This window comes from Herbidospora sp. RD11066, from assembly GCF_054661255.1.
In genome coordinates, this window is record NZ_BAAGDO010000002.1 from 1,200,797 (window position 1) to 1,219,093 (window position 18,297).

16 protein-coding genes are annotated in these 18,297 nt (G+C 70.4%); 7 read left to right on the forward strand and 9 right to left on the reverse strand.

The window, feature by feature from the left end; all coding sequences use genetic code 11:
* Window positions 1-9: 9 nt before the first annotated feature.
* Genes ACYQ78_RS11100 through ACYQ78_RS11110 form a run of 3 tightly spaced genes read right to left on the reverse strand, consistent with a single transcriptional unit; the run spans window position 10 to window position 3,151 of the window.
* Complete coding sequence (locus ACYQ78_RS11100) at window positions 10-807, reverse strand: carbohydrate ABC transporter permease (RefSeq protein WP_459800683.1); 798 nt, start codon at window positions 805-807, stop codon at window positions 10-12.
* Window positions 791-1,741, reverse strand: coding sequence for a carbohydrate ABC transporter permease (locus ACYQ78_RS11105; RefSeq protein WP_459800684.1), 951 nt, complete (start codon window positions 1,739-1,741; stop codon window positions 791-793). The genes ACYQ78_RS11100 and ACYQ78_RS11105 overlap by 17 nt, the downstream gene beginning before the upstream one ends.
* Window positions 1,742-1,759: 18 nt before the next feature.
* Window positions 1,760-3,151 (reverse strand): ABC transporter substrate-binding protein, encoded by a 1,392-nt coding sequence (locus ACYQ78_RS11110; RefSeq protein ID WP_459800685.1) that lies wholly within the window; start codon window positions 3,149-3,151, stop codon window positions 1,760-1,762.
* Between the two features lie 380 nt (window positions 3,152-3,531).
* Between ACYQ78_RS11110 and ACYQ78_RS11115 the strand changes: the two genes are divergently transcribed.
* The 7 genes from ACYQ78_RS11115 to ACYQ78_RS11145 all read left to right on the forward strand — a co-directional run bounded on the left by ACYQ78_RS11115 (window position 3,532) and on the right by ACYQ78_RS11145 (window position 11,237).
* Window positions 3,532-4,578 (forward strand): LacI family DNA-binding transcriptional regulator, encoded by a 1,047-nt coding sequence (locus ACYQ78_RS11115; RefSeq protein ID WP_459800686.1) that lies wholly within the window; start codon window positions 3,532-3,534, stop codon window positions 4,576-4,578.
* A gap of 81 nt (window positions 4,579-4,659) precedes the next feature.
* Entirely contained in the window at window positions 4,660-5,025 is a 366-nt protein-coding gene (locus ACYQ78_RS11120; protein WP_459800687.1) for a tautomerase family protein, read from the forward strand.
* Between the two features lie 11 nt (window positions 5,026-5,036).
* Window positions 5,037-6,053, forward strand: a complete 1,017-nt coding sequence (locus ACYQ78_RS11125) for an NAD-dependent epimerase/dehydratase family protein (protein ID WP_459800688.1) — start codon at window positions 5,037-5,039, stop codon at window positions 6,051-6,053.
* Entirely contained in the window at window positions 6,050-6,898 is an 849-nt protein-coding gene (locus ACYQ78_RS11130) for an SMP-30/gluconolactonase/LRE family protein (protein ID WP_459800689.1), read from the forward strand. Before ACYQ78_RS11125 ends, ACYQ78_RS11130 begins: the two co-directional genes overlap by 4 nt.
* A gap of 2 nt (window positions 6,899-6,900) precedes the next feature.
* Window positions 6,901-7,839 carry an aldo/keto reductase gene (locus ACYQ78_RS11135; RefSeq protein ID WP_459800690.1) on the forward strand — a complete coding sequence of 313 codons (939 nt, stop codon included), beginning with the start codon at window positions 6,901-6,903 and terminating at the stop codon, window positions 7,837-7,839.
* A 37-nt stretch (window positions 7,840-7,876) separates the two neighbouring features.
* Window positions 7,877-10,186: a beta-glucosidase family protein gene (locus tag ACYQ78_RS11140; RefSeq protein ID WP_459800691.1), complete on the forward strand. Its 2,310-nt coding sequence runs from the start codon at window positions 7,877-7,879 to the stop codon at window positions 10,184-10,186.
* A gap of 67 nt (window positions 10,187-10,253) precedes the next feature.
* The gene (locus ACYQ78_RS11145) at window positions 10,254-11,237 is read left to right on the forward strand and encodes a Gfo/Idh/MocA family protein (protein WP_459800692.1); all 984 of its coding nucleotides are present in this window, start codon (window positions 10,254-10,256) and stop codon (window positions 11,235-11,237) included.
* Here the strand turns inward: ACYQ78_RS11145 and ACYQ78_RS11150 are convergent.
* The 6 genes from ACYQ78_RS11150 to ACYQ78_RS11175 form a co-directional block, all read right to left on the reverse strand.
* Window positions 11,179-12,426 (reverse strand): DJ-1/PfpI family protein, encoded by a 1,248-nt coding sequence (locus ACYQ78_RS11150; protein WP_459800693.1) that lies wholly within the window; start codon window positions 12,424-12,426, stop codon window positions 11,179-11,181. The genes ACYQ78_RS11145 and ACYQ78_RS11150 overlap by 59 nt on opposite strands.
* A gap of 23 nt (window positions 12,427-12,449) precedes the next feature.
* Entirely contained in the window at window positions 12,450-13,397 is a 948-nt protein-coding gene (locus ACYQ78_RS11155) for a GlxA family transcriptional regulator (RefSeq protein WP_459800694.1), read from the reverse strand.
* Between the two features lie 66 nt (window positions 13,398-13,463).
* Entirely contained in the window at window positions 13,464-14,516 is a 1,053-nt protein-coding gene (locus ACYQ78_RS11160) for a LacI family DNA-binding transcriptional regulator (protein WP_459800695.1), read from the reverse strand.
* 18 nt (window positions 14,517-14,534) lie between these two features.
* The gene (locus ACYQ78_RS11165; protein WP_459800696.1) at window positions 14,535-16,274 is read right to left on the reverse strand and encodes an IlvD/Edd family dehydratase; all 1,740 of its coding nucleotides are present in this window, start codon (window positions 16,272-16,274) and stop codon (window positions 14,535-14,537) included.
* Window positions 16,262-17,008: an SDR family NAD(P)-dependent oxidoreductase gene (locus ACYQ78_RS11170; protein ID WP_459800697.1), complete on the reverse strand. Its 747-nt coding sequence runs from the start codon at window positions 17,006-17,008 to the stop codon at window positions 16,262-16,264. Before ACYQ78_RS11170 ends, ACYQ78_RS11165 begins: the two co-directional genes overlap by 13 nt.
* Window positions 17,005-18,099: a zinc-binding dehydrogenase gene (locus ACYQ78_RS11175; protein ID WP_459800698.1), complete on the reverse strand. Its 1,095-nt coding sequence runs from the start codon at window positions 18,097-18,099 to the stop codon at window positions 17,005-17,007. Before ACYQ78_RS11175 ends, ACYQ78_RS11170 begins: the two co-directional genes overlap by 4 nt.
* Between the last annotated feature and the right edge of the window lie 198 nt (window positions 18,100-18,297).

The window sequence follows — 18,297 nt, forward strand, 5'->3', positions numbered from 1 at the left end:
CGTGTTCCTTTACTTGATGGCGCCGGCGGACAGGCCGCGCTCGAAGAGGCCCTGGAGGCAGAGGTAGGCGAGGATCTCGGGGATCGCCGTGATCACTGCGCTGGCCAGGACCTTGGTCTGGTCGTTGCTGAACTGGCTGACGAAGTACTGCGGCAGCAGCGTCACCGTCTGCTGGGCCGGGTCCTGGATCAGCACCAGCGGCAGCAGGTAGGAGTTCCACGAGCCGATCAGGGTCAGCACCACGATCGCCGCGGCGATCGGACGGGTCATCGGCAGGACGATGGAGCGGAAGGCGATCCACGTGCTGGCGCCGTCGATGCGGGCGGCGTCGAACAGCGCGTCGGGCACCCCGTCGACGAACCGGCGGGCGATCAGGACCGTGAAGGGGATCTGCAGCGCGGCGAGCGGCAGGATCACGGCCCAATACGTGTCGTAGATGCCGAGGGACAGCGTCGTGGCGAACAGCGGGGTGAGCAGGACGACCTCGGGCAGCGTCAGCGCCGCCAGGATCATCCAGAAGAACACCTCTTTGTTGCGGACGCGCAATTTGGAGAATCCGAAGGAGGCCAGCATCGTCAGGGCGTACACGATGGCGATCGTGCAGATCGAGATGATGACGCTGCTCTTGAAGAACGTGCCGATGGCGCCGACTTCGAAGACCGCTTTGTAGTTGCCCCAGCCCTCACCCGACAGGGAGCCCTGCACCATGACGACCAGGGGGAACAGGTAGGGGATCGCCAGAAGGGTGACGAGAACCTGGAGCAGGAGTTTCGTCGACAGGCGGCGGGCCTCAAACACCCGTGTCACCGTCCTTCCGGTTGGATCGCGTGGCCACGAGGATCGCGCCGAGCAGGGCCAGGATGAGGAGCATGACCGACAGTGCGGCGCCGTAGCCGACGTGGGCGCTGGGGATGCTCATCCGGTAGATGTAGGTGCCGAGGAACTCGGTGGCGTAGTTGGGGCCGCCGATCGTCACCAGGTAGGGCACGTCGAAGGTCTTCAGCGCGCCGATGACGCCCAGCATGGCCAGGGCCACCGTCGTCCCGCGGACGCCCGGCCACACGATGCTGACCAGGGTGCGGAAGTTGCTGGCGCCGTCGGTCCGGGCCGCTTCCAGGATCTCCGGGTCGATCTGGCCCATCGCCGCGTAGTAGAGGATGAACGTCAGACCTGTGTAGTTCCAGACGGTGATGAACATGATCACCGGCATCGCGGTGCTCGACTGCGCCAGCCAGGGCTGCGACAGGAAGTGCAGGCCGAGGAAGTCGAGGAAGCTGTTCAGCTGGCCGTCGGCGGCGAACATCTGCCGGAAGACCGGTGCCATCGTCGCGGGGGCGATGACGACCGGGGTGAACACGATCACCTTGTAGAAGGTGCTCAGCTTGATCTTCGAGTGGAGCAGCGCCGCGAAGCCGAACCCGAGCGCGGTCTGCACGGCGAAGGTCACGATGAAGAAGATCACCGTGTGCCAGATCGCCTGGTAGAAGATCGGGTCCTGGAAGAGCTTCGTGTAGTTGTCGAAGCCCACCGGGGTCGGGTTGGGGTTGACCCCGTCCCAGTCGAGAGTGGAGAGGTATCCGGTCTCGATGATGCAGTAGTAGAGGATTCCGACCACGAAGACGAACGCGGGCAGGATCCAGGGAAGGCCGGAGGGGCGGGTCGCCCCGCTCCGGGCCTTGCGGCCCGGAGCGGAGTGACCGGAAGGACGGCGCCCGGTCTTCGATGTGGTCGTGGAGGTCAAGGGTTCCGTCCTCGGGGGTTACTGGATCTTGGAGGCGGTTTCCTGCAGCGTGGCGGCGGCCTCTTCTGGCGTTGCCTCGCCGGCGGCCACGGTGGTGGACGCGACGCCGATCGCGGTCTGCAGGTCGGCCTTGACGGTCGCCAGGCGCGGCTCGGACGACTTGCCGGCGTCGGCGATGAGCTGCTCGAGGGCGGGCTTCTGCACCTCGGGGTTGACCAGCTTCACGTTGTCCCAGTTGGGCTGGGCGGTGACCAGGGCGGGGATGTCGTTGAGGATGTCGGCCACGACCTGCTGGCCCTCGGCGGTGGTGCCGAGCCAGGTGGCGAAGGTCGTCGCGGCGGCGATGTTCTTCGACTTCTGGCTGACGGCCAGGCCGAAGTCGGCGTCACCGTAGACGCCGCCGACGTTGCCGGTGCCGGCGATGTCGGGGAAGCGGATCGGCAGCTGGGTGAACGGCTTGGGGTCGGCCACGCCGGCGCCGGAGATCGCCGCGGTCATGCCGTCGACGGTCGAGTACTGCATGTACCAGGAGCCCATCATGACCATGGCGTACTTGCCGGACATGAAGCCGTTGTTGGCGTCGGGGTACTGCTGGGTGCCCAGCGCGCCCTCCTGCATGATGCCGTCGTCGAACAGGCCCTTCCACAGGGTCAGCGCCTTGACGATCGTCGGGTCGGTCCACGGCACCTCACCGGCGATGGCCTTCACCCACACGCCCGGGGAGACGTTGTTGGAGATGGCCTGGAGGGTGTCCTCGTTGAACGCGGTCTGCGCGGCGCCCTGCACGAAACATCCGACGTTATTGGCCTTGAAGGTCTCGCAGACCTTCTTCCACTCGTCGAGGTTGGTCGGGGGCTGGAGGTTGTACTTGTCGAACAGGTCCTTGTTGATCCAGACCGTGCCGGAGAACACCGAACCGACCGACAGGGCGGCGAGCTTGTCGCCGTTCTTCAGGCTGGACACACCGATCGGAGCGAGTTTCGACTCCCAGTCGGCACCCAGCGCCTTCTCCACGGCGGGCTTGAGGTCCACGGCGTTGACGCCGTAGATGTCGACCGAGCCGTTGGCGGAACCGGGGGCGACGTCGAAGACGTCCGGGCCGACCGAGGAGGCCAGGGCGGGGCGGATCGCCGCGTCGTAGCCGTCGATGGTCAGCTTCTTGAAGGTCACCTTGATGTTCGGGTGGACCTTGTTGAATTCCGCGATGTATTTGTCGGCGACGGCCTGGTCGGGCGTCCAGCCCCACCAGTTGACCTCACCGGAGTCGGCTGATCCCTGGTCGGCACCCTGAGCCGCGTTCTGGGCGGGAGTGCCGCCGCCGGCGCAGCCGGCCAGCACCAACGCTCCGCTCATGAGGGCGGCGGCGAAGCCGAGGGGACGACGCTTCCAGATCCGCGAAGATCCCAGCATGTGAACTCTCCTTGCGCGTGGTAGGCACGCACCGTGGTACTGACGCCGTTCCGCGCCCCAGTGAGAACTGTCGACGGATTCGACCGAACGACGAGAGCCGGATCAGGCAAGGCTTCCGAAAACTCCGAAAGTTTCGAAAGCGGTCTCGAAAGAGAGAAACATCGAGCTCTCGGCAGTGTCAAGAATCTGAGCTAAATTGTTTCCGTTGAGTTTCGAAACTCTGGATCTTGTACGGCCCCTCACCCGCCCACCATATCCGGGCCATCCTGCACAGACATCCGAGTTTTCGCAGTTCAAATGCGCTCTAGACGGCACCGACCCTGCCGGTGCTACGGTGTTAGAAAGTTTCGACAGATCGAATCTACGCATGATGAGGTGTCGTGCCTAAGCGGGCCGCAGCCAGCCGAGCCGACCGGGTGACCATCGCGATGGTCGCCACGGAGGCGGGGGTATCCGTACCGACCGTGAGCAAGGTGCTCAACGGCCGGGACGCCGTCGGCCCTGCCACGCGCCGTCGCGTGCAGGCTGCGCTGGAGGCCACAGGCTACCAGCGAAGGGCCAGGTCAGAGCCGCGCAAAGTGGGTCTGGTCGACTTCGTGATCACCGAGCTCGACACCGCCTGGGCGAGCGAACTGCTGCGCGGGGCGGAGCAGGAGGCCTATCGGCTCGGCGCCCGGCTGGTGCTGACGGTGACCCACGACCGGCAGGCGAATCCCCGCGAATGGCTGTCCGCCATCGCCTCCCGGCCGACCGACGGCGTCGTCCTCGTCGGATCGGGCACCCAGCATCTGTCGGCGACCCGGTTGCGCACGATCGACGCGCCTTTCGTCGTCATCGACCAGGTCGGCGGTTACGACAAGGACATCCCGACGATCGGCGCCACCAACTGGGCCGGCGGCTTCGCGGCCACCGAGCACCTGATCGACCTCGGCCACCGGCGCATCGGGATGATCACCGGACCCGACGGCGTGCCGTGCAGCCTGGAGCGCCTCGACGGCTACCGCGCCGCGCTGCGCCGCGCGAACCTGCCGGTCGACGAGTGCCTCATCAGGCCCGGCGACTTCTATCCGGAAAGTGGCCGTCGCGGCACCGCCGAGCTGCTTGACCTGCAAGAACCCCCCACCGCCGTGTTCGCCGCCTCCGACCAGCAGGCCGCCGGGGTGTACGAGGAGATGCGGGCCAGGGGCCTGCGCGTGCCCGAGGACCTCAGCGTCGTCGGCTTCGACGACACCGAGCTCTGCGAGTGGCTGGCCCCGAAACTCACCACCATCCGCCAGCCGCTGGCGCAGATGGCGGTGCTGGCCGTCCGCAACGTGCTGGAGGTGGAGCACCCGGGCGGAGAGCCGCTGCGGCTGGAGCTCTCGACCAGCCTGGTGATCAGGGACAGCACCGGTGCGGCGTCCGAAACTTCCTCGAAACAGCCTTGACGTCCCGGAAAGACAGCTCTACGTTGTCACCGAACGATCGGAGTTTCGGATAATTCCCGAAACTTTCTTTAAGGAGTCCCAGTGCCTCTCGTGCAGATCGACCTTGACCGTTCCCTCGCCGAACGGCTCGGCCCGCAGATCAGCGAAGGCGTCCATCAGGCACTCGTGGACGGGCTCGGGATGGACCCGACCGACAAGTTTCAGATCTTCCGCACGCACGCCCCCGGCGAGCTCGTCGCGGACCCCGGGTACAACGGTGTCGACCGCCGCGACCTGATCAGCATCCAGATCCAGATGGTGCACATGTACGACGTGTCCACCAAGTGGGCGACGTTCGACCTGATCGCGAAGAACCTGGCCGACCTCGGCATCCGCAACGACGACCTGCTGATCAGCGTCGTGGAGAACGGTTTCGAGGACTGGTACGCCGGCAAGTCGCGGAACTAGAGGAGTCCACCATGAAGGTTCTCTACATCGGCGGCACCGGCACGATCAGCTCGTCGTGCGTGGCCGAGTCGGTCGCCCTGGGTCAGGACGTGTACGTCCTGAACCGCGGCCAGTCGAGCAAGCGCCCCGTGCCCGAGGGCGTCACGCCCATCACGGGTGACGTGCAGGACCCCGCGTCCCTCAAGGCGGCGTTCGAGGGCACCGCCTTCGACAGCGTCGTCAACTTCCTCAGCTTCGGCGCCGACGACGCCGCCCAGATGGTCGGCCTCCTGGAGGGCCGCGTCGGGCAGTACGTCCACATCAGCTCGGCCTCGATCTACCACAAGCCGGTCCGGCAGTGGCCGGTCACCGAGTCGACGAACCGGCGCAACCCCTACCTCGCCTACGCGCGCGACAAGATCGCCGCCGAGGACGTGCTGCACGCCGCCTACGCGGAGCGCGCGTTCCCGGTCACGATCGTCCGCCCGTCGCACACCTACGACGACGCCAACCCGCCGCTCCCCGGCGACTGGACGGCCTGGGACCGCATCGCCCGCGGCGACGAACTGCTCGTCCCCGGCGACGGCACCAGCCTGTGGACCCTCACCCACGCGCGCGACTTCGCCGTCGGCCTGGCCGGTCTGGTCGGCAACTGGCAGGCGCTCGGCGAGGACTTCCACATCACCTCCGACGAGTCGCTGACCTGGGACGAGATCTACGGCATCATCGCCCGCACGGCCGGTGTCGAGCCCCGTCTGGTGCACCTGCCGTCGGAGTTCCTGCCGAAGGTGGCCCCCGACTGGTTCTGGTCGACGCTGATCCTCGGCGACCTCGCCCACACGGCGGTCTTCGACAACAGCAAGATCAAGCGCTTCGTCCCGGCCTTCAACCCCACCACCACCTGGTCGGAGGGCGCCCGGCGGCTGCACGCCTGGCGGGAGGCCAACCCCGAGCAGACCCGTCCCGACGCCGCCACCGACGAGGTGCTCGGCCGGCTGGTCCGGGCGCACCATGCGGCGCTCGACGCGGTCACCGCGCCCGCCCCGTGAGGCCGGAGGTCTGGCTGGAGGTCGGCGGCGTCCACCTGGAGGGCGTGACCTGGGACGACGTCGCGGGCCTGCTCCGGTTCGTCGACATCCCGAGGGGCCGGGTGTTCGCGGACGCCGACTGGGTCGAGTTGCCCGCGCCGGTGACCGCCGTCCACATGACCACCGACCCGGCGACCCTGCTGATCGCCGACGGCGACGGGATGGCGCTGACCTCGGGCGGCGTGATCACCGAACGGCTGGCCTCGCCACTGGCGAACCGGCCCGAGATCCGCATGAACGACGGCGGCGTCGACCCGGCCGGTCGTTACCTGGCCGGGAGCATGGCCTACGCCTTCACCACCGGCGCCGCCGAGCTCTACCGCCTCGACGCCGACCGCTCGCTGCACACCGTGCTGACCGGCGTGACGTGCAGCAACGGCATCGACTGGTCGGCCGACGGGACCCTCTGTTATTACGTGGACACCCCGACCAAGAAGATCGACGTCTTCGACTACGACGTGACGACCGGCGCCCTCACCGGCCGCCGGACCTTCGCCGACACCTCCGACCTCTCGGGCATGCCCGACGGCCTGACCGTCGACGCCGACGGCGGGGTGTGGGTGGCGTTCTGGGGCGGCGGCCGGGTGGTCCGCTACGTGGCCGGTAAACCCGACGTGATCATCGAGCTGCCCGTCTCCCAGGTGACGTCGTGCGCCTTCGGCGGACCCGATCTGGACGTGCTGTACATCTCGACGTCCACCGAAGAGCTCTCCCCCGACCAGCTCCGAGACCAGCCCGCCGCCGGTGCGATCTTCCGGGCCGAGCCCGGCCACCGGGGCCGACCCGCGAACAGGTTCGTGATCTGACCATGGACACCAGGCCCTTCGGCCGGACCGGCCTCAGTGTGACGCCGATCTGCATCGGCACCAGCCCGCTGGCCAGCATGCCCGCCCTCTACGGTTACGCCGTCGACGACGAACGCGCCGAGGCCACCGTGAGCGCGGTGTTCGACGGCCCGGTCAACTTCCTCGACACCTCCAACAACTACGGCGCCGGTTCGGCCGAGCGCCGCATCGGGGCCGTCATCCGGCGCCGGGGCGTGCCCGACGGGTTCGTCCTGGCGACCAAGGCCGACGCCGATCCGGACACGGGTGCCTTCGACGGCGAGCGGGTGCGCCGCTCGGTGGAGGAGAGCCTGGAGCGTCTCGGCGTCGACTTCGTGCCGGTCATGTACCTGCACGACCCCGAGTTCCACATCACCTTCGAGGAGGCGATGGCTCCGGGCGGCGCGGTCGAGGCCCTGGTCGCGCTGCGCGACGAGGGCGTGATCGGCCACCTCGGCATCGCGGGCGGGCCCGTCGACATGATGAGGCAGTTCGTCGGCACCGGGGTGTTCGCGGCCGTCATCAACCACAACCGCTGGACCCTGGTCGACCGCTCCGCCGGGCCGCTCATGGACGACGCCGTCGCCCAAGGCGTCGCGTTCGTCAACGGCGCCCCCTACGGCGGCGGCATGCTCGTGAAGGGGCCCGACGCCCAGCCGCGCTACGCCTACCGCGAGACCGCCGAGTCGGTCCGTGAGGCGGTCAGGGCGATGCAGGCGGCGTGCGCGAAGTACGACGTGCCCCTGTCGGCGGCGGCGCTCCAGTTCTCGCTGCGCGACCCGCGCGTGACGTCCACGATCGTCGGCGTCTCCGAACCCGGGCGCGTCGCCGCGACCCTGGCGCTCGCCGACCTCCCCCTTCCCGCAGATCTGTGGGACGAACTCGACCGGCTCGCGCCCCCATCCGGCGGATGGCCGGAATGACCCCCGGAATGACCTGCTGTATCAATCGGAGAAACACATGACCATCACCACCACACCCGCCCCTTGGAAAGACGCGGGACGGTCCCCAGAGGAGCGGGTCGAGGCGCTGATGGCGCGGATGAGCCTGCCCGAGAAGATCGCCCAGCTCTACGGCGTGTGGGTCGGCATCGACAACACCGACGGCGAGATGGCCCCCCACCAGCACGAGTTCACCGCGCTGCCGATCCCCTGGGACGACCTGGTCAAGGACGGCATCGGGCAGCTCACCCGGCCGTTCGGCACCACGCCGGTCGACCCGGTGAAGGGCGCGGCCACCCTGGCGGCGGCCCAGCGGTCGCTCATGACGGCCGGGCGGCACGGCGTGCCCGCGCTCGTGCACGAGGAGATCCTGACCGGCGTCGCCGCCTGGCAGGCGGGGGTCTACCCCAACCCGCTGTGCTGGGGCGCCACATTCGACCCCGAGCTGGTCGAGCGGATGGGCGCCCAGATCGGCGTCACCATGCGCCGTCTCGGCGTCCACCAGGGGCTGGCCCCGGTGCTGGACGTCGCCCGTGACCTGCGCTGGGGCCGGGTCGAGGAGACCATCGGCGAGGACCCCCACCTGGTAGGCATCATCGGGAGCGCCTACATCAGGGGTGTCCAGTCGCAGGGTGTCGTCGCCACGCTCAAGCACTTCGTGGGCTACTCGGCGTCCAAGGGCGGGCGTAACCTCGCGCCGGTGTCGGCGGGCCGGCGGGAGATCGCCGACGTGCTGCTGCCGCCGTTCGAGATGGCGCTGCGCGCGGGCGCGGGGTCGGTGATGAACTCGTACGCGGACATCGACGGCACCCCCGTCGCGGCCGACGCGACGCTGCTGACCGACCTGCTGCGCGACACCTACGGGTTCACCGGCACGGTCGTGGCCGACTACTTCTCCGTCGCGTTCCTCCAGACGCTGCACCACGTGGCCGACTCGCCCACCGAGGCGGCGCGGCTGGCGCTGACCGCCGGCATCGACGTCGAGCTGCCGACCGTGAACACCTTCGGGCCCGCGCTGGTCGAGGCGGTGGAGAAGGGCGACGTCGACGTCGCGCTGATCGATCGCGCGCTGCGCCGGGTGCTGGTGCAGAAGGTCGAGCTAGGCCTGCTCGACGAGGACTGGAACCCCGAGCCGCCGATCCTCACCGAGGACGACGTCGTGCTCGACGGCCCCGAGGTCCGCGAGCTCGCCGGTGAGCTGGCCCGCCGGTCGATCGTGCTGCTGCACAACCGGGACGCGACGCTGCCGCTCGCGCCGGGCGTGAAGCTGGCCGTGGTGGGCCCGCGCGCCGACACCGCGCAGGCCATGCTGGGCTGCTACTCGTTCCCGATGCACGTGGGCGTGCACCACCCGGAGACGGGTATGGGCGTCGAGATCCCCACCCTGCTCGACGCGCTCAAGAGCGAGTACGACGTCGCCTACGCGCAGGGCGTGCCGGTGACCGGCGGCGACGACGAGGGCATCGCGGCCGCGGTCGCGACGGCGGCCGACGCCGACGTGGTCGTGGCGGTTCTCGGCGACCAGGCCGGGCTGTTCGGGCGCGGCACCTCCGGTGAGGGCTGCGACGCCCCCGGCCTGGCGCTGCCGGGCCGTCAGGAGGAGCTGCTGGAGGCGCTGCTGGCGACCGGGAAGCCGGTCGTGCTGGTGCTGCTGGTCGGCCGTCCCTACGAGCTCGGCCGTCAGATCGACCGGCTGGCCGCCGTGGTCTGCGGGTTCTTCCCCGGCGAGGAGGGCGCCTCGGCGCTCGCCGACGTGCTGTCGGGGCGGGCCAACCCGGCCGGACGTCTTCCGGTCAGCTTCCCGCGCGACGGCGGCAACCAGCCCGCGACCTACCTCGGCGCGACGCTGGCCCAGAAGAGCGAGGTCAGCAACGTCGACCCGACCGCGCTGTTCGCCTTCGGCCACGGCCTGTCCTACGCGCCCGTCACCTGGGGCGAGGTCACCGGTTCCGGCGAGTGGGCCACCGACGGCACCTTCGACGTGAAGGTGACGCTGAGCAACGAGAACGAGCGGGCGGCCTCCGAGGTCGTCCAGGTCTACCTGCACGACCCGGTCGCCGAGGTGGCCCGGCCGCTCCAGCAGCTCATCGCGGCACAGCGGGTGGACCTGGCCCCCGGTGAGAGCCGTGAGCTGACCCTCACCCTGCACGCCGACCAGACCTCCTACACCGGGGCTTCGTGGCGGCGGCAGGTCGACCCGGGTGCGGTCGAGCTGAGGGTGGGTGCGTCGAGCGCGGACGTCCGCGCTACCCTCTCCGTCACGATGACCGGTTCGCGGCGCCATGTCGGCTTCGAGCGTGTCATGGAGGCGTCCGTCACCTGCGCGTGACGGACATCAGGGGGGTGGTCCGTTGGTCGGCGACGGGGCCACCCCCTTTTCTTACTAGGGAGACGTCATGAGTGAACCGTTGCGCTGGGCGATCATCGGCACCGGCGGCATCGCCGCCGCCTTCGCCAGTGACCTGCGCCTGACCGACGCCGGTGAGCTGGTCGCCGTCGGGTCGCGGACCGCCGCCCGCGCCGAGGCCTTCGCCGCCGAGGTGGGCGCGCCCCGTTCCTCCGGTGACCTGGCCGCGATGCTCGCGGCCGACGACATCGACGCCGTGTACGTCGCCACCCCCCACCCCGCGCACCACGCGGGCGCCCTGGCGGCGATCGAGGCGGGCAAGGCCGTGCTGGTGGAGAAGCCGTTCACCATCAACCGGAGCGAGGCCGAGGAACTGGTCGCCGTGGCCAAGGCCCGGGGCGTGTTCCTGATGGAGGCCATGTGGACGCGATTCCTGCCCCACATGGTCCGCATCCGCGAACTGCTCGCCGAGGAGCGGCTCGGCGACGTGCGGCTCGTGGTGGCCGAGCACGGGGTCTGGTTCCGTCATGACCCCGTACACCGGATGTTCGACCCGCACCTCGGCGGCGGCGCGCTGCTCGACCTGGGCGTCTACCCGGTCTCGTTCCTGTCGATGGTCTTCGGGGCGCCCGACACGGTGACCGCCTCGACCCAGTTCGGCGACACCGGCGTCGACGGCCAGACCTCGGTCATCACCGGCTACTCGGGCGGCCGCCAGGGCGTGGCCGTCAGCAGCATGGAGGCGTTCCTGCCCAACCGCGCCTCGATCGCCGGGACGGACGCGCGCATCGACCTCGACCCGTGGTGGTACCGCCCGACGTCGTTCACGCTGACCGAGCGGAGCGGCGCGGTCGAGCGCTACACCTTCGAGGTGCCCGGCAACGGGCTGCGCTTCCAGGCCGAGGAGGTCGCCCGCTGCGTGCGGGCCGGCCTGCTGGAGAGCCCGATCCTGACTCTGGCGGAGACCTGCCAGATCATGGGGACGATGGACGAGGTCCGCGCCCAGGCCGGGCTGGTCTACCCCAGCGAATGACGGCGAAGCCGACGACCAGGAGCGTGGCGGCGCACAGGATCGTGGGCCGCCATGGCCAGGCGGGGCCCGTCAGCGTCAGGTGATCGGCTGGATATTCGGTGAACTTGGCGGTCACGCGGGCGGTGGCCCGGTCGGTGTGGACGGCCAGATCGCGCAGGACGGGGTCGAGGCTGAACTCGCCGGGCCGCCGGGATACACCGGGGACGACCGTGCGGTCGACGGCCGGGGGATCCGGTTCGGCGACCAGCACGGCGCCGTGCCGGGTCGTGACCGTCTGCCGGGCGGCGACGGGGACCGCGCGGGTGGCGAACGACGTGCCCGAATAGGCCTCGAAGGCGGCGGCGACGTCGATCTCGCCGACGCCGTCGGCCAGCTCGATCCCGGTCGTCGGCCGCCACCACGGGAAGGCGGCGTTCAGCGCGTAGGGCAGGTCCGAGAGGGCGAACCGATTTTCGGCGATCGCGGTCGGACCGTCGAGCGACCAGTGCGGGTAGGCGATCTCCTTCCCCACCCGCTCGGCCTCGGCGGCCCCGGCGAGCTGCTCCACCAGGCGCAGCGCGCCCACCGCGCCTGAAGTCACGCCCGCGGTGGTGGTGATCGGCCCGTCCTGGACGTAACGCTCCCCCGCGACCCAGGAGACCTCCGGGTGGGACCGCCGGAGCGGGTCGATGCCGGCCCAGAACGACGTGGCGCGGCGGCCGTCGAGCACCCCGGTCGCGGCCAGGAACTCCGCTCCCGCGCACACGCCCAGGATCCGGGCGCCCCGCGCGGCCTGCCGGGCGATCCACGCGCGGAGCGGTGCCTCCCGCTCTCCCGTGGGATCGACCACGGCGGGCACCACGACCACGTCGGGGTCGCGGTCCATCTCGTCCAGCGCCCGGTCGGGCAGCAGATGAAGGCCACCCGACAGCGGCACGGGCTCCCGGCGCACGGACACCGTGGAGACGGCGAAGCGCGGCGAGCGGGCGAACACCTCGTAGGACGCGAGCACGTCGGCGGCGACCGAACCGGTGTCCCCCACCACCACGGCCACGACGGTCCGCCCCGGCGGGATCGCGGCGGCCTCCGGCCAGCCTCCCGGTGGAGCCGTGGCCGACGACGGCCGGAACGAGTCGTGCATCGTCACGGCCACCCCCGCGGCGCCCACCCCCGCGATCGTGAGGATTCCGAGCAGCACGAATACCAGCATCCTGACCATGGGGGATCTCCGAATCAGTGGTTCTTGGGGCGCAGGGCCGAAGGGGAACTTCCGTAGCGGGCGCCGAAGAGGCGGCGGAAGTGACGGGCGTCGTGGAAGCCGCACCGGGCCGCGATCTCCTCGACGGTCAGTTCCGTCTCGGCGAGGAGGGTGGCGGCCAGGTCGAGCCGCAGGCGCTGCCGGTATTCGAGAGGGGTGATCCCGATCGTCGCGGTGAACGCGCGGCTCAGCCCCCGGGGGGACAGGTGCGCGACCGCCGCGAGGTCGGCGAGGGTGTGCTGGGCGTCGAGGTGCTGCGCCAGGTGGTCCTGCACGCGGTGCACGGCCGGATGGAGGTGCGCGCGGTGCTCCAGGAACGGGCTGATCTGCCCGTGTGACCCGGTGCGCCGCAGGTAGACGACCAGCTGGCGGGCGACCGACGCGGTCAGGGCGGGGCCGTGGTCGTGTTCGACCAGCGACAGGGCGAGGTCGATGCCGGCCGAGATGCCCGCGCTGGTGCTGACCGGGCCGTCGTGGACGTACAGGACCGCATCCTGCACGCGGGCGGCCGGATAGCGCAGGCGCATCGCCTCGATGAGCGACCAGTGGGTCGTGCAGCGCCGCCCGTCGAGCAGCCCCGCCTCCCCGAGGGCCGCCGCCCCCGAGCAGACGGACGCGATCCGCGCGCCGTCCCGATGGGCGGCCCGCAGCCAGCCGACCACCGTCGCGGGCACCAGCGGACGCTCGGCGGTCGGCGCCCGCAGCCGGGGGCCCGGCACCAGCACCAGATCTCCGGCGGACACATCCGGCAGCGCGCCGAGACCGGCCAGCCGCAACCCCTGCGCGGAGACCACGTCGGCCCGGTCGGCGACGTACTCCACCCGGTAGCCCGCGCCCTCATGGGCCGCCGCGTCGAACACCTGCACGGGACCGGCGAGATCCAGCAGGTTGACCTCGGGCAGCACCACGACCAGGACCCTCATGACGACCACGGTAGGCCCGCGGGGAGACCCGGCGTCAGGGCCGGGCCGGTCGGGTGACCGGACGGATCAGGCACTCACCGGGCCGGTGCTGCCCCGGACGACGAGCTTGGTCGACAGCTCGACCCGGCCCTCGGTCATCTCGGTGCCGTCCTGATGCCCGAGGAGGGAGCGCACGGCGAGGGCGGCCATCTTCGCTATCGGCTGCCGGACCGTGGTCAGCGGCGGGGTCATCCACTGGGCCATCGGCACGTCGTCGAACCCGACGACGCTGACGTCGTCGGGCACCCGCAGGCCCCGCTCCTGGATCGCGGCGTAGACGCCGAAGGCCTGTTCGTCGTTGCCGGTGAAGATCGCCGTGGGCGGGTCGGGGCGGCCCAGCAGGGCCAGGGCCAGCGCGAACCCGCTGGCGTAGTGGAAGTCGCCGTGCTGGACGAGGTCGTCGTCGAGCGCGATCCCGGCACGCTCCAACGCCGCGCGGTAACCGGCCAGCCGCGCCTGGCTGCACAGCAGCCTCATCGGCCCGGTGACGACGCCGATGCGGCGGTGGCCGAGATCGACCAGGTGTTTCGCGGCGGCCATGCCGCCGCCCCAGTTGCCCGCGCCGATCGACGGAATCGTCCCGTCGGCGTCACCGACCGGGTCGACCAGCACGGCCGGGAGCCCGAGTTTCGCGATGCGGGCGTGGTCGCCCGGGGTCAGCTCGGACAGCGCCAGGATGATGCCGCCCGGCGCCCGGTCGGCGATGTCTTCGAGCCACTGCTGCCCGTGACCCGGGGCGCTCTCCAGCACCGACACCACGATGCCGACCCGGGCCGACCTGGCCTCCATCTCGGCGCCGCGGATCATCTCGGCGGCCCACGGCGACCCGGCGTCGCTGACCACCAGCTCCAGCAGGCCGCCCCTGCGGGGTGTCGTCCTCGGCAGCGGCAGGTGGAGGGGCCGTTTGGTGCGCTTGGTCGGGACGTATCCCCGGGTCGCGAGCAGCGACTCGATCTGCGACCGGGTGGCGGGCGCCACGTCCGAGCGGCCGTTGAGCACTTTCGAGACCGTCGCCCTGGACACCCCCGCCTCGGCGGCGATGTCGGCGACGGTCACGCGAGAATCTAACGAGTCGGACACCAACCGATCGTACCGAGGTCAGTGCGAGTCGCGCGGCACGGCGCTGCCACGTCCGCCGACGAGGAAGTCGAAGTCGGCGCCGCCGTCGGCCCCCAGCACGTGCTCCCGGTAGAGCCACCGGTAGCCGCTGTCGTCCTCGTGCTTCTTCGGCGCCCACGCGGCCCGGCGCTCCGCCAGCTCCTCGTCGGAGACCAGCAGGGTCAGGCTGCGCGCCGGCACGTTCAGCTCGACGCGGTCACCCGTGCGGACCAGCGCGAGCGGGCCGCCGACGGCCGCCTCCGGGGAGACGTGCAGGACGACGGTGCCGAAACCGGTGCCGCTCATCCGGCCGTCGCTGATGCGCACCATGTCGGTCACCCCGGCGCGCAGCAGCTTGGCGGGCAGCGGCACGTTGGCCACCTCGGGCATGCCCGGGTAGCCCTTCGGCCCGGCGCCCCGGATGATCAGGATGTCGTCGGCGGTGACGTCGAGGTCGTCGTCGTCGGCGACCGCGTGGTAGGCCTCGGGCGAGTCGAACACCAGGGCCCGGCCGACGTGGGTCATCAGCGCGGGCGAGGCCGCCGACTGCTTGATGACCGCGCCGTTGGGGGCGAGGTTGCCGCGCAGGATCGCGGTGCCGGTGCCGGCGGGCTGGAGCGGCGTGGTCATCGGGCGGATGACCTCGGTGTTCCAGTTCTCCGCGTCCGCGACGTTCTCTCCCATGGTGCGGCCGGTGGAGGTCAGCGCGCCCGCGTTGAGCAGACCCGCCTCGTCGAGCTGGCGCAGCACGACCGGCAGGCCGCCCGCGTAGCAGAAGTCCTCCATGAGGAACCGGCCCGAGGGCATCAGGTCGACGATGGTCGGGACGTCGCGGGCGAGGGTGTCGAAGTCGTCGAGCGACAGGTCGACGCCCAGCCGGTTGGCCAGCGCGGTCAGGTGGACGATCGCGTTGGTCGAGCCGCCGATCGCGGCGTTGGCGCGGATCGCGTTCTCGAACGCGGCGCGCGTCATGATCTGGCTGGGCTTCAGGTCCTCCTCGACCATGGCCACGATGCGCTTGCCCGCCTCCTGGGCGACCTCGAAGCGGCGGGCGTCGACGGCGGGCCAGGAGGCCGAGCCGGGGAGCTGCATGCCGAGCGCCTCGGCCAGGCACGCCATCGTCGAGGCGGTGCCCATCGTCATGCAGTGGCCGTTCGAGCGGGCCATGCAGCCCTCGGCCATGTAGCCGTCTTCGACCGACATGCGGCCGGCCTTGATCTCGGCCTCGAACTTCCACACGTGGGTGCCCGAGCCGACGTCCTGGCCCCGGAACTTGCCGTTCAGCATCGGGCCGCCGGTCACCATGATCGACGGAAGGTCGACGCTGGAGGCGCCCATGAGCAGGCCGGGCGTGGTCTTGTCGCAGCCCGACAGCAGCACGACGCCGTCGAGCGGGTTGGCCCTGATCAGCTCCTCGGCCTGCATGGCGAGCATGTTGCGGTAGAGCATCGCGGTCGGCCGCAGCAGCGTCTCGCCGGTCGCCATGACCGGGAACACCAGCGGGAAGCCGCCCGCCATCCAGACGCCGCGCTTGACGGCGTCGGCCACCCGGTCGAGGTGGGCGTTGCACGGCGCGAGCTCCGACCACGTGCTGGCGATGCCGATCACCGGGCGGCCGTCGAAGACCTCGGCGCCGAAGCCCTGGTTGCGCATCCAGGAGCGGTAGAGCATGCCGGAGCGGCCCTCGGCGCCGAACCAGTGCTGGCTGCGCCTCTTCGCGTTCTCGTTCACATCATCCATCCGGCGTCCACGATCCAGTTCTGTCCGGTGCACATGGCACTGTCGTCGGCGGCCAGCCACAACACGATCCGCGCCACGTCGGCGGGGTCGAGGTTGTCGGGCAGGCACTGCAGCTCCGCCAGTTTCTCCCGGACCTCCGGGGTGACCCAATGGGTGAGCTGCCGTTCGGTGAACACCCAGCCGGGGATGACGCAGTTGACCCGGATGTGGTCGGGGCCGAGCTCGCGGGCCATCATCTTGGTCAGGCCCTCGATGGCCGACTTCGACGAGACGTAGGCGGGCAGCCCGAGCAGTCCGACATGGGGGCTGACCGAGCCGAGGTTGATGATCGAGCCGCCCCCGAGGGAGCGCATCCCGGTCAGAACGGCTTGGGCGGCGAAGAACTGGTGGCGCAGGTTGACCGCGATGCCCTGGTCCCAGTCGGCGGGTTCGAGCTTCTCGATGCCGGTGCGGGTGTCGTTGGCGGCGTTGTTGACCAGGATCGAGATCGGGCCGAGCGCCGCCTCGATCATGCCGATGGCGGTGCGCAGGGCGTCGATGTCGGTGACGTCGGCGTGGAGGTAGAGGGCCCGGTCGGTGAGCGCCTGGGCGCCCTCGTCGTCGATGTCGACGAAGGCGACCTTCGCGCCCTGGGCGGCGAGCTGGGCGACGAACTCGGCGCCCAGGCCGGTCGCGCCGCCCGTGACGAGGGCGACCTTGTCGCGCAGGCTCGGGTAGCTGGCGTATGCGGTCACAGCACGATCACCCCTCGGCCGACGGCGCCCCCGGTGAGGTCGGCGAACGCCTCGTTGATCTGGTCGAGCCGGTAGCGGTTGCCGACCAGGAGGTCGAGCGGGAGCCGCCCGGCGAGGTAGAGGTCGAAGAGTTTCGGCAGGTCGATGAGGGGGTTGGCGGAGCCGTAGAGGCTGCCGACCACCCTCTTCTCCCGCTGGACGAGCAGGTTGACCGGCACGTTGAAGGTCTGGCCGACCTTGCCGAGCCCGACCGCGACCAGGGTCCCGCCGGGCCGGAGCACCTCGAAGGCCGTTTCCAGAGTGCTGGGCCGCCCGATGGCCTCGATCGCCCACTCGGCGCCGCCGGGGCGGATCTCCAGCATGCGTTCCTGTACGTTTTCCGCCGAGGCGTCGATGGTGTGGGTGGCACCGAGCCGCTCGGCCATCTCCAGGCGCTCCGCGACGACGTCCACCACGATGATCGGATTGGCGCCCGCGAGCACCGCGCCCTGGACGGCCGACAGGCCGACCCCACCCGCGCCGAAGATGACGATGCCGTCACCGGCGCACTCGCCGATCGCGTTGAGCACCGCGCCGACGCCCGTGATAACCGCGCAGCCCGCGATGGCGGCGATCTCCGGCGGCACCCCGTCGGGCACCGGCACGACCGCTCGCTCCGAGACGACGGCGTATTCGGCGAAGCAGGAGACGCCGAGCAGGTGGTGCACCTTCTGGCCGTCGGCGCTGAGGCGGGTGGTGCCGTCGAGCAGGCCGCCCGAGCCGACCATGATCCCGGCGGCCTCGCAGAGTGCGGGCCGTCCGACGAGACAGTTGCGGCACTGGCCGCACCTCGGCCGCCACATGAGGCAGACCCGGTCGCCCGCCTTGTAGCGGGTCACCCCCGGCCCGACCGCCTCGATCACGCCGGTGCCCTCATGCCCCGGCACGACCGGAAGGGGGCACTTGAGGTCGCCCGCGAGGTAGTGCTGGTCGCTGTGGCAGACGCCCGCGGCCTCGATCCGCACGAGCACCTCTTCGGGCCCCGGCGGATCGAGATCGAGATCGCGCACCACGAGAGGCGCCCCTACCTGTTCCAGCAGCGCAGCTCTCATCTGACCCCATCCCTCTATGTGCGACCGATCGCAGTAAACGTAGATGTAACGAACGTTAGGGTCAATAGTTTCGAAACTTTCGACTCGACACAACCGGGGCGTGACGGCCGGTTGATCGAGGACGGCAAGGTGGCGGCGTGTTACACGGCACCGAAACTTTCTTGACGTAGCTTGACGTTCGCAAACTCCGTAGCAACT